The organism is Bacteroides caecigallinarum (assembly GCF_016902295.1).
Taxonomy (GTDB): Bacteria; Bacteroidota; Bacteroidia; order Bacteroidales; family Bacteroidaceae; genus Phocaeicola; species Phocaeicola caecigallinarum_A.
The window spans coordinates 64,884-76,990 of the sequence record NZ_JACJLQ010000001.1 but is presented as its reverse complement, the minus strand read 5'-3'; the positions used below and the strand labels follow the sequence as shown (position 1 = coordinate 76,990).

10 protein-coding genes and 1 tRNA gene are annotated in these 12,107 nt (G+C 40.8%); 5 read left to right on the top strand and 6 right to left on the bottom strand.

The annotated features are described in order from the left end of the window. Positions 1 to 11 precede the first annotated feature (11 nt). The 3 genes from H6A27_RS00360 (at position 12) to H6A27_RS00350 (ending at position 2,386) form a co-directional block, all read left to right on the top strand. Positions 12 to 851 carry a phosphatidate cytidylyltransferase gene (locus H6A27_RS00360; protein WP_204507282.1) on the top strand — a complete coding sequence of 280 codons (840 nt, stop codon included), beginning with the start codon at positions 12 to 14 and terminating at the stop codon, positions 849 to 851. 80 nt (positions 852 to 931) lie between these two features. Further along, on the top strand, positions 932 to 1,942 hold the full coding sequence (locus H6A27_RS00355) for a M20 family metallopeptidase (RefSeq protein WP_204403321.1): 1,011 nt from the start codon (positions 932 to 934) through the stop codon (positions 1,940 to 1,942). A gap of 18 nt (positions 1,943 to 1,960) precedes the next feature. Further along, positions 1,961 to 2,386 carry a SufE family protein gene (locus tag H6A27_RS00350; protein WP_204390482.1) on the top strand — a complete coding sequence of 142 codons (426 nt, stop codon included), beginning with the start codon at positions 1,961 to 1,963 and terminating at the stop codon, positions 2,384 to 2,386. An 83-nt stretch (positions 2,387 to 2,469) separates the two neighbouring features. Here H6A27_RS00350 and uxaC read toward each other — a convergent pair whose 3' ends face one another. The 4 genes from uxaC to H6A27_RS00330 all read right to left on the bottom strand — a co-directional run bounded on the left by uxaC (position 2,470) and on the right by H6A27_RS00330 (position 7,664). After that, positions 2,470 to 3,876 carry a glucuronate isomerase gene (uxaC, locus tag H6A27_RS00345; RefSeq protein WP_204507281.1) on the bottom strand — a complete coding sequence of 469 codons (1,407 nt, stop codon included), beginning with the start codon at positions 3,874 to 3,876 and terminating at the stop codon, positions 2,470 to 2,472. Between the two features lie 114 nt (positions 3,877 to 3,990). Then, positions 3,991 to 5,466 (bottom strand): MFS transporter, encoded by a 1,476-nt coding sequence (locus H6A27_RS00340; RefSeq protein ID WP_204403324.1) that lies wholly within the window; start codon positions 5,464 to 5,466, stop codon positions 3,991 to 3,993. 90 nt (positions 5,467 to 5,556) lie between these two features. After that, the gene (uxuA, locus tag H6A27_RS00335) at positions 5,557 to 6,741 is read right to left on the bottom strand and encodes a mannonate dehydratase (RefSeq protein ID WP_204507280.1); all 1,185 of its coding nucleotides are present in this window, start codon (positions 6,739 to 6,741) and stop codon (positions 5,557 to 5,559) included. 107 nt (positions 6,742 to 6,848) lie between these two features. Further along, positions 6,849 to 7,664: an SDR family oxidoreductase gene (locus H6A27_RS00330; protein ID WP_204403328.1), complete on the bottom strand. Its 816-nt coding sequence runs from the start codon at positions 7,662 to 7,664 to the stop codon at positions 6,849 to 6,851. Between the two features lie 119 nt (positions 7,665 to 7,783). Here H6A27_RS00330 and H6A27_RS00325 point away from each other — a divergent pair, with 119 nt between their 5' ends. Then, positions 7,784 to 8,653, top strand: coding sequence for an AraC family transcriptional regulator (locus tag H6A27_RS00325; protein ID WP_204403330.1), 870 nt, complete (start codon positions 7,784 to 7,786; stop codon positions 8,651 to 8,653). Between the two features lie 72 nt (positions 8,654 to 8,725). Here the strand turns inward: H6A27_RS00325 and H6A27_RS00320 are convergent, their stop codons facing one another. After that, complete coding sequence (locus tag H6A27_RS00320) at positions 8,726 to 10,423, bottom strand: S41 family peptidase (RefSeq protein WP_204507279.1); 1,698 nt, start codon at positions 10,421 to 10,423, stop codon at positions 8,726 to 8,728. Between the two features lie 253 nt (positions 10,424 to 10,676). On the opposite strand from H6A27_RS00320, the gene H6A27_RS00315 reads away from it, so the two are divergent. Beyond that, positions 10,677 to 10,750: transfer RNA gene (locus tag H6A27_RS00315), tRNA-Asn, on the top strand. A gap of 39 nt (positions 10,751 to 10,789) precedes the next feature. On the opposite strand, the gene lpxZ is transcribed toward H6A27_RS00315, so the two are convergent. Continuing rightward, the gene (gene lpxZ / locus H6A27_RS00310; RefSeq protein ID WP_204507278.1) at positions 10,790 to 12,061 is read right to left on the bottom strand and encodes an LpxZ family protein; all 1,272 of its coding nucleotides are present in this window, start codon (positions 12,059 to 12,061) and stop codon (positions 10,790 to 10,792) included. Positions 12,062 to 12,107 lie beyond the last annotated feature (46 nt).

The window sequence follows — 12,107 nt, the reverse complement described above, 5'->3', positions numbered from 1 at the left end:
TTCCCAAAGCCATGAAAAGTAATTTTATAACAAGAGCATTAACAGGTGCTATCTTCGTAGCCGTATTAGTAGGATGTATATTAGGTGGTCCTATCACATTTTCTGTGTTATTTGCTATAATATGTGCTTTGACTGTAAATGAATTTGGGAATATCATTCATAAAAGCGGGTTTGCACAGATAAACAAGCCAATAAACATGTTGGCTGCAGTATTTCTATTTTTCGGATTTGCATATCTCGGCATATCACCGGGAAACAATGAAATATTGATACCATATTTATTCCTGATAATGTATATTATGATCAGCGAATTGTATCTGAAAAGAGATAATCCGGTAAACAATATCGCATACTCCCTGATGTCGCAAATGTATATCGCATTGCCGTTCGCATTATTAAATGTCATTGCGTTTCAGACTTCCGAAGGAGAAAGCATATCCGTTTACAATCCTATATTACCACTTTCAATATTCATTTTTACATGGGTAAACGACAGTGGAGCATATTGCGCCGGAGTACTATTCGGAAAGCATAGACTGTTCGAACGTATATCTCCTAAAAAATCGTGGGAAGGTTCATTCGGTGGAGGAATCTTCAGTATAATAGCTGCTATAATAATATCAATGTACTTCCCGATACTGTCTATTGCCGAATGGATTGGATTATCACTCACGGTAGTGGTATTCGGTACTTGGGGCGACTTGGTAGAGTCATTAATAAAGCGAAAAATTGGCATTAAAGACTCTGGTAACATTCTGCCAGGACATGGAGGCATGTTAGACAGATTCGACAGCACTCTTATGGCAATACCGGCAGCAGTACTTTATTTGTATATTATTTCTTTATTATAATAATAGACTATTAATCAACAATCATTAATTGACTCCAAAGGTTGATTAATGATTTTTTTATAACAAATAATCAAGTAAAAATGAATATAATAGGAAAACTTTTTTCAGGTTCACTGATTATTTTATACACAGTATCAGTTACAGCATGCGGAAGCAGCAAAAAGAGTGACGGCTCATCAATAAAAGAAGAAGAATCAGCCTTAGAAGTACAGGCTCCTACATTCAATGCCGACAGTGCTTACAGTTACGTAAAAGCTCAGGTAGATTTCGGACCACGCGTACCCAATACTAAAGCGCACAAAGAATGCGGTGACTATCTGGCTTCTGAACTTGAACGTTTCGGAGCGAAGGTATATAACCAATATGCAGACCTTGTCGCGTACGACGGTACGCTTCTAAAATCCCGCAACATAATAGGAGCATACAATCCTGAAGCAAAGAAGAGAGTAATACTTTTTGCACATTGGGACAGCCGTCCATATGCCGACTACGACGAGGAAAAATACCATCATACAGCCATAGACGGAGCCAATGACGGAGCCAGCGGTGTAGGTGTATTGCTTGAAATAGCCAGACAGATTCAAAAGCAATCTCCGGCAATAGGCATTGATATAGCCTTTTTCGACGCCGAAGATTACGGTATTCCTGAGTTCTATCAGGGAAACTATAAGGCAGACACATGGTGTCTGGGCTCGCAATACTGGGGAAGAATTCCTCATGTATCAAACTACAAGGCACGCTACGGAATACTTCTTGACATGGTAGGAGGTAAAAATGCAACTTTCTATTATGAGGGATATTCACAGCGCACAGCCAACAATGTAATGAAGAAAATCTGGAATGCGGCACACGAACTTGGCTACGGCAACACATTCATAAAAGAAAAAGGCGGAGAAATAACAGACGACCATATATATGTGAACCGTTTCAGACAAATCCCGTGTGTAGATATCATTCATTACGATACCAACAGCGATACAGGATTTAACCCTACATGGCATACCATAGATGATACGATGGAGAATATAGACCGTGCCACTCTACAGGCAGTAGGACAGACAGTTCTCCAGGTGATTTACAATGAGAAATAACATAAAAGCAAAATAACGATGAAAACAATAAACGAACTTCAGGACGAAGTAATAGAAGAATTCAGCGATTTCGATGATTGGATGGACAAGTACCAGCTTTTGATAGATCTTGGAAACGAACAGGAACCGCTCAATCCGGAATATAAGACAGACCAGAACCTTATTGACGGTTGCCAAAGCCGTGTATGGCTTCAGGCTGATATGGAAGACGGAAAGATAATATTCCAGGCAGAAAGTGATGCTTTGATTGTAAAAGGTATCATTGCCCTCCTCATAAAAGTAGTGTCAGGACATACTCCTGACGAGATACTAGAATCCGATTTGTACTTCATTGAGAAGATCGGACTGAAAGAACATCTTTCGCCTACAAGAAGCAACGGACTTCTTGCAATGGTGAAACAGATGCGTATGTACGCACTGGCTTTCAAAGCTAAAAACGCTTGAGAACAACCACAACACAAAATAACAGCCGCCGCATTATCCGGGATTTCCGGTAATACGGCGGCTGTATTTTTTTCAATTATCTCTTAAAGATTAAGATAACTCTTGGCATTGCAATAGCAGATATCTTCTATCATACCTTTTATTCTTCCCATTTCCGATTCCGGAAGTATTCCGTTCACCACGTCATTACCAATCATATTACACAAGATTCTGCGGAAATATTCATGACGAGGATATGAAAGGAACGAACGCGAGTCTGTAAGCATACCAACAAAACGGCTCAACAAGCCCTGTTCAGACAAGGCATTCATCTGGCGGAGCATTCCTCCCATCTGGTCGTTGAACCACCAGCCTGAACCGAACTGCATCTTGCCCGGCACACTTCCGTCCTGATAGTTGGCTATCATTGCAGCCACCATATCATTCTCCGACGGATTAATATTATAGAGTATTGTCTTTGCCAGCTTACCTTCTGAGTTCAGACGGTCGAAAATCTTAACCATGGCCTCAGCACATCTGAAATCGCCGATAGTATCAAAGCCTGTATCAGGACCAAGCTTGGCCATCATTCTTGAATTTGTGTTACGCAACGGTCCGTAATGATACTGCTGTGTCCATCCAGCCTCTGCATTCATCTCGGAAAGGATAATCAACAGGGCTGTCTGATATTTTGTTTTTTCGTCCTTAGTCAGTTCATTACCGCCATATACCTTGTCGAATATCGCTGATATTTCAGCCATAGTATAATCAGCAGCAGGTATATCAGCAAGACCGTGGTCGGCAAGCTTACATCCGTGGTCGGCAAAATACTGATGACGCACTTTCAAAGCCTCAACCAAATCATCAAACTTGGAGATTGTCACGCCACTAGCCTGTGAAAGTTTTTCCAGATATGCCCTGTATTCGGCTGCTGTAGTTACGTTCATAGCCTTGTCGGGACGCCATGTAGGAAGGACTTTTATTTCAAATCCGGAATCAGCTATAGCCTTATGATACTCAAGGGAATCTATAGGGTCGTCAGTAGTACAGACAGACTCAACATTGTACCTTCTCATCAATCCGCATGCCGAGAACTCCGGAGTAGCGAGCTTTTCATTACATTTCTCGTAAATTCTTCTCGCTGAAGCCGGATTCAATGTTTCACCAATACCGAAAGCCGTTTTCAGTTCAAGGTGAGTCCAGTGATAAAGTGGGTTACGCAAAGTATAAGGAACAGTCTCAGCCCATTTTTCAAACTTTTCCCAGTCGGAAGTTTCCTTACCTGTAATATATTTTTCATCCACACCATTGGCACGCATCGCACGCCATTTATAATGGTCGCCGCCAAGCCATATTTCGGTTATTGAACTGAACTTATAATCATCCGCTATCATTTTCGGATTTAGATGGCAATGATAGTCTATGATAGGCATCTTTTCCGCATGTTCATGATACAGCATCTTTGCCACATCACTTTGCAGAAGAAAATCTTCGTTTATAAAATCTTTCATTTTGAGTTTGTAAGTTTATGAGTTTATGAGTTTAACTTCGTTGATCTTTGGTTGTAAGGTTGTCAGCTTGTTGATAATAACCAACTGAAAAACTTAAAAACTAAAGAACTAATATCACACTTCTATTATCTTATATTTCGGAACAAGTATCTTTATCATTATCCAGCTGAACAGATAAGCCACTGAAGCTATAAGGAATACTATCATATAGCCGGCGTGTATGCCTTCGAATCCCATAAAAGACATATTTGTTTCTTTGGAATATGTAAACAGGATACCCGAACCCTGATTAAACAGCAAACTGCCTATACCACCTGCCATACCACCTATACCCGTTACAGTAGCTACTGCAGATTTTGGAAACATATCGCTTACCACAGTATATGTGTTAGCACTCCAGCTCTGGTGAGCCGCTCCTATTATACCTATAATAATAATAGGGAACCAACATGAAATGTTTCCTAATGGCTGTGCAAAGAGTCCGAGCAAAGGGAATAGCGAGAATATAAGCATAGCACGCATACGTCCAGCAAACGGGTTCATACCAAGGCGTGTGATAAACACAGTAGGCAGATAACCACCGATAATAGACAGCATAGATATCAGGTATAATGTAAAGATAAGCAGCATACCCATAGTAGAGTCCGAACTGTATCCATAAACATCCTTTACGTATGCAGGTGCCCAGAAAAGGAAGAACCACCACACACCGTCAGGAAGGCAACGACCGAATATCACAGCCCATGTCTGACGGAAAGTAAAGCATTTCCACAGACTTATGCCTTTTTCTTTCTTCTCTTCCGTTTCAGAGCTTGCAGTATCCTTAGCTTCTGCCAGACGGTCCTGCTCAATATATTCAAGTTCAGCCTTGTTCACCTTCTTGTGCTTTGAAGGAGCATCATACATTCTTACCCAAAATCCCATCCAGAAGAAACCTAAAGCACCGATGATAAGGAATGACATTTCCCAACCCATATAACGCGCTATGACAGGAATGGTGAAAGGTGCGAGCAAGGCACCAAGCTGTGCTCCGGCATTGAACACACTGGTTGCGAAAGCACGGTCTTTCTTAGGGAAATATTCGGCAGTCACCTTTATGGCGCAAGGGAAGTTACCAGACTCTCCTACTGCCAGTATGGAACGTGCGGCAAGGAAAAGCCATATACTTACGGTCGATACACTCCATATCACTGTACCTGCAGTTTCGGCAGCCTCGATAGCCTCACGCGCACCTTCGAAAGTAAAAGCCCATGTACCAGTAGATATTCCGGCAGTAACTATTCCGCAGAAAGTGTGAAGACAGGCACCCACAGACCATATACCTATGGCCCACAAATAACCTTTTTTTGTTCCAATCTTATCAACAAACTTTCCTACGAAAAGCATACTGATAGAATACAGTATAGAAAAGAAACCTGCTATTGTTCCGTAATTTGCATCCGTCCAGTTAAATTCAGGAGCGATAAAATCCTTCCATGTAAGTGAAAGGACCTGTCTGTCCATATAGTTTACCGTTGTTGCAATGAAAAGCATCATACAAATCATCCAACGGTAATTTGTCATTTTCATACTATTATCTTGTGTATTCATGGTATTATTCAATTAAGAATTAAAAATTAAGAATTAATAATGGGTGGGTACGACATTATTAATTCTTAATTTTTAATTATTCATTATCTTTTATACTAATCCATTTTTCATTTCGTCTTCCACTACAGCCATCATGCCTTCTACCTGGCCTAATGCAAGCATACGTCCGTGGAATGAATATCCGGCATTGTAGCCTTTGTCTTCGTCGCCAAGCATCATGCGTCCGTGGTCAACACGCATAGGCAATCCAGGATTTTCCTTCTCAAAAATTCTGATAAGGTCAATCAGATGTCCGCGTCCAGACAGATGGGTGCTTTCGATAAAGTTACCTCCAGGCATGGCTGCTGTACTGCGTAGATGCACGAAATGAGTACGTTTGGCAAATTTCTTAGCAAGCTCGCGAGTGTCGTTATGTTCGCCCGCACTCAATGATCCGGCACAGAAAGTCAATCCGTTATGAGGATTGTCAACAGCATTGAGGAACCATGCTATATCTTCCTCGTTTGTAACAATACGAGGCAATCCAAGAATCTGGAAAGGAGGGTCGTCAGGATGTACACACATGTTTACTCCATACTCCTCGCACACCGGCATTATCGCGGCAAGGAAGTAACGCATATTCTCACGCAATGCGTCTCTGTCTATACCTTTATAAAGAGAAAGCAGACGTTTGAATATCGCAACCGGATTCTTGTCACCCTCACGAATATTTCCGTTTACAAATCCCTGGGTCTTAACGATGATAGCATCAATAAGTTCATCCTTTTCAGCTTCGGTAATAACCTTGTCCAGCTCTTCCACCTTACGAAGTTCTTCATCTGAATAATCCTTCTCAGCACCTTCACGCTGAAGAATCTTCACATCAAAATAAGCAAAGCGGACTCTGTCATAATACAATGAGCTTGTTCCGTCTGCCCAAGGATGCTGCAAGTCTGTTCTGACCCAGTCGATAACAGGCATAAAGTTGTAACATACAGTCTTTACACCACATTTACCAAGATTAGCAAGACTCACTTTATAATTTTCAATTAATTGGTCACGTTCTGGACCTGCATATTTTATTGCTTCACAAACAGGAAGACTTTCAACTACCGACCATCTCAATCCGTATGATTCGATATACGACTTCAAATCGTTGATAGCCTCAACAGTCCAAATCTCACCGTTTGGAACATCATGCAAAGCTGTTACTATTCCTTCTACTCCTATCTGACGCAGCATGGAAAGGGTAATCTTATCCTTCTTTCCAAACCATCTCCAAGTTTTTTCCATCATAGATTATGAGTTTTTGAGTTTGTAAGTTTGTAAGTTTAAAAGTTTGTAAGTTTGTAGATTTGTGAACATAAACAAACTAAAAAACTTAAAAACTAAAGAACTTAAATTTATACTCCACTAAATGCGCTGAAACCACCATCTATTGCCAATGTAGCACCAGTGATAAAGCTTGCAGCATCACTGCACAGGAACTGTACGGCACCATTCAATTCAGAGATATCACCAAATCGTCTCATCGGAGTCTTGGCGATAACCTTCTTACTGCGTTCTGTGAGCGAACCGTCAGGGTTAATCAGAATAGCGCGGTTCTGGTTTCCGATAAAGAATCCTGGAGCAATAGCGTTTACACGAATCTTTTCGCTGAACTTGATAGCCATTTCCTGAGCCATCCAGCGAGTGAAGTTTTCAACAGCGCTCTTTGCCATTGAATAGCCTGGTACACGAGTAATAGATTCGTAAGCGGCCATAGACGAAACGTTAACGATAACTCCACTCTGCTGTTTTGCCATAATTTCACCAAATACGAGACATGGATAAACTGTTCCGTTAAGATTAAGATCAACCACCTTGTTAAGGTCTTCAACCTTCATATCGAAGATATTCTGGTCAACAGTAAGTGTACCGCCAGGAATGTTACCACCCGCAGCATTGATAAGGAAGTCCACACGTCCCCATTTTGAAAGTACAGTGTCTTTTACAGAACGAAGGCTTTCGATGTCGAGTACATTGCAAACAGTTCCTGCGACATTTTCACTCACCGCTTTAAGACGTTCCAATGCGGCATCTACCCTATCCTGATGGGCACCAATGATTATGACTTTAGCTCCGGCTTTCAAAAGACCTTCAGCTATATTACTACCCAAAACTCCGGAACCACCGGTAACGACCGCCACTTTTCCGGCAATATCAAACATGTTATTCATATATATAAGTTTTAATTTTTTTTCAATGCAAAAATACTACAGAAAGAAATAAGTATACAGACATATTTTTGCAAGATATTTACGTATATTTGCATCTAAGGCAAATCTTGAGACTCACAATGAAAAAGATAGTAAACGAACAACTCTACATATCCGACTCAAACCCTATAAAGGCAAGAGCTTACGATTATAAATCGTTCACTTACCCGTGGCATTTCCATGGCGAATATGAGATACTTTATGTGGAAAAAGGATTCGGACAATGCATAATAGGTGACGGAATCATAGATTATACAGACGAGACATTGCTGCTGTTCGGTTCATCACTGCCACACTGCATGCAGAATCCTCCGGAATATGATAACGACGAAAGCCTGAGAGTAAACGGAGCGATTATACAGTTCGAAAAAGATTTTATGCAATATTCATTCGCCCACTACGTACAGTTTACCAACATAAACAATCTTCTAAACGAGTCGAACAGAGGAGTAAAAATTTCCATAAAGAACAAACCTGAGATAGCGACACTACTGAAACAGATACCGGAAACTGAAGGAATGGAACAGATTATATCATTCCTACGCCTGTTGCAGTCGCTATCAATGATAAGGAAAAGAGAATTTGCCGCCTCGCCCAACTACAATCCGGTACCAGCCGAATTCAAAAACAAAAAAATAGAAAAGATTATTGCATATTTAAACAAGAAATACACCGGCAATATCACACTTGACGAAATAGCATCGTATGCCGCCATGAATCCCTCGGCATTTTGCAGATATTTTAAGGACAATACCGGCAAGACACTGAAACAGTACATCACTGACATGAGAATAGGATATGCATGTAAGCTTTTGGCAGATGACCGTTTCAATATTTTGGAGATAAGCATGGAATGTGGTTTTGAGTCGGCAGTACATTTCAACAGATGCTTCAAGGCTGTCACCGGAGTAACCCCCACAGAGTATAGAAAGAAAATACTCGAGCTATGATACTTTTCCCATAGCTCCATTACAAAGTTAGCGCAACGCTCACATGTTACGCTAACCATATCTACCGATTTATTATTTTGTCTGGGTATCTTCTGTTACAGAAAGTATCTTATTATATTCATCCTTATTCTGAAGAACCTCAATCGCACTTTCAAGATCGGCATCACCTTTCAAACGCTCCATAGCGGCTCCTCGCTGATAGAAATATCTTGTTATGATTTCCTGCGACAAATATTCACTTATTTGCTTTTTGAATGTATCAAGATCCCTCTCAAGATTATGGTTCAATTTTTTCTCGAGAGCAGCAAATTCCTCTTTCGCTTCATCCATATAACCTTCGAACTCAGCCATTTCCTTCAACGATTTAAGCATCTTCTCGCTTTGGCGGTCGTAAGTGAAATTGCGTGATTTCACCAGATTCTTGAATGCCTCATAATCTTCGTCTGTCAATTTGAAATCAGCGACCGAAGCCGGAGCCTGATGAGTCCAACAATACTGTGTGGCATAATCGAACACAAGGTCCTCATTCATAAGATAGAAGATAATGTTAGGGAATTTAGGAGCCTTAACCTCAATGTCAGGACGAATTCCACCACCATCACGTACTTCACGGCCGATAGCGGTATGAAAAACATTTGTCAAGCTGTCCGGTGTACGGGCTACAGAACCATCAGCATTTTTCTTTGAGTAATCAATAGCCTGAATACATCTTCCACTTGGAATATAATATTTAGATGTTGTAACCTTAAGAGTCCCGTTATAAGGCAGTGGACGTGTAGTTTGTACAAGTCCTTTGCCGTATGTACGGCTGCCTACTATTACCGCACGGTCAAGGTCCTGAAGCGAACCGCTCAGAATTTCTGAAGCAGAAGCGGACGAGCCATTTACAAGTACGACCAGAGGAATCTCAGTATCCACAGGCTCAAAACGGGTATTGAACGAATTATCCGCCTGCTTGATTTTTCCTTTTGTATAAACCACTTGCTGACCTTTTGGGACAAACATCCCTACTATATCAACAGCCTCGGGCAATGAGCCGCCGCCATTATTTCTCAAATCAATAATGAGCGATTTCGCTCCATTCTGCTTCAACTCTATAAAAGCCTTCTTAAAATCCTTAGAACAGTTGTCAGTAAATCCGTTGAGAGCTATATATCCTATACTGTCGCGCACCATTCCATGATACGTCACAGGATTTGTACGTATATTCTTTCGAGTAATCTTGAACTCCATCTCGGTACTGTCGTTCTGCATAGGACGAAGTACTTTAAGAACAAAAGAAGTCCCTGGCTCGCCGCGCAAAGCTTCGCTCACCTTACTTGAAAATTCCTGGGGTTTCATTTCGCCACGAAGCATCTCCTTCCCTCCAACTTCGAGTATAATATCCCCAGCCTTAACTCCGGCCTCGGCAGCCGGCATACCTTCAGTAGGTTCAACAACGACTATACGATCGTAAGCCTCATAATATCTGATTGCAGATCCTATACCTCCATATTTCCCTGTAATCATTTCTTTAAGGCTGCTCACTTCTTCCTCAGGATAATATTCTGTATATGGATCGGTTAGCGCCAACATACCATTAACACCATTCTGAATCATCTTTTCCACATCAATGGTGTCAACATAAAACAGGTCCAGTTCCTTAAATATGGAATTGAACAAATCCAGATTTTTTGATATTTTGAAATTACGGTCATCTCCTTTAAAGCTAACAAGTCCAAAACCTATCAGAACAGCAAAAGCTGCAATTAGAGTTCTTTTTGTATTCATATCTTTATTAAGTAATAATATTATGTGTCCATAAATACGATTTGCAAAGAAAAGCATTATTCTGCTTCATACAAGAGAAAATATCTAATATTTAACTTAATTTCGTCAAGGAAAGGAAGATACATATTACAAACATGCTCAGAAACACCATAGGGGAAAGACAAAAGAAATTTTTTTATATTTTTTTTCGCTAAAGCTATTGCACAATTCAAAACATCGTCGTATCTTTGCACCGCAATCGAGAAAATAACCTTCTTCAGTAGCTCAGTCGGTTAGAGCATCTGACTGTTAATCAGAGGGTCGTTGGTTCAAGTCCAACCTGAAGAGCAAAAAGGTTCACTTTCCAGTGAGCCTTTTTTGTTTATATCAGAATCGTTTTATCAGAAAACTGAAATCAGTTCTGAGATATACCCCCGCCAGAAAACTTATAGAATTAGGTACTCTGGTAAATGTTATTTCGGTTGTACCGTCTTCGAGCGAAACAGTATTTTTTGTATCGGCAGCAAAAGTATTATATACATCAGCATGTACACCCAAAGCAAACCCCTTCCCTATCTTATGTGAATATTCCAGGCTCAAATATACTGTCTTAGGATTCTTATAAGTCTGTCCTGAATATGCCATTGATACCGCGCCAAACAAAGGATCGCCCATCAAGGATACAAAATTATGACACTGCCAATATCCGGCATTCAGACGGAAGTTCCGCATATCGGCTCCCAACTTCCCATATATTCCAAAACCCTTGTCAAAAGGAAAAGCCTCCCCTTTCTGCTGGGCATAATACGCAGCATCAGCTTCAAAATTGAGCTTGCTGAAATTTCTGAACGGCATTTTTATATCAAAGCCAAAACCAGCCGCAGCATTAAGCCATGTTTTCACACCACGAATGGCAGCCGAAGTATTTATTTCACCACCCTGATGTTTGAAAAGCAACTGCAACGGTACATAAAAATGAACATTTCCTTCGTCCAAATATTCGTTTGCAGTCTTTATGCGCGAAGATATTCCGTAAGTAAACTCCTCCTGCTTGTCATCGCCCTGAAAAATAAAGCTCTCCCAGTTTATCCACATATCAAGATTAAAATGACGGGTATTCCACAAGAACTGCACACCGGCTTCAGGATCGGCAGTCATTGCCAACTCCTTATTATACAGTGGCTCTATCAGACTATGATTATTCTGCCCGTAAATATTACCCAGCACCAAAGCCATGCCTGGAAGTGGGGCATAATGAACCCTGAAAAAAGGAACCGCATGAAACGCGCTCTGAGTATATTCATTATCATATCCGGGCAAGTTAATATAATGAGTGTTAGGATATCTGTTCCCTCCCCAATACCGCAACATATACGCTCCTGCCTCGACCTTCAGGTTTCTCAAAGGCTGATACGAGACAGTAGGCAAAATCCACAAACCAGGAAGTGTATAGCCTTTTACAAGATTTCCCTTATATTCATTATTGCGGAAAAAATTCAGGTTCCTGAATCGCAACTTCAACTCACGTACCTCATTTGCAGAAAATGTTGTATCCTCTGCATAAATAAGCTGCGACATTCTCTGCGGGAAAACGTCTTCCACAGGAATGAATAAAAAAGCCGCAATCGCAGCCAGGTAACCTACTACTGATGTTTTCATCGTAAAAATTGTCCTAATAAAACGGTTGAACATTATAGCATCATCT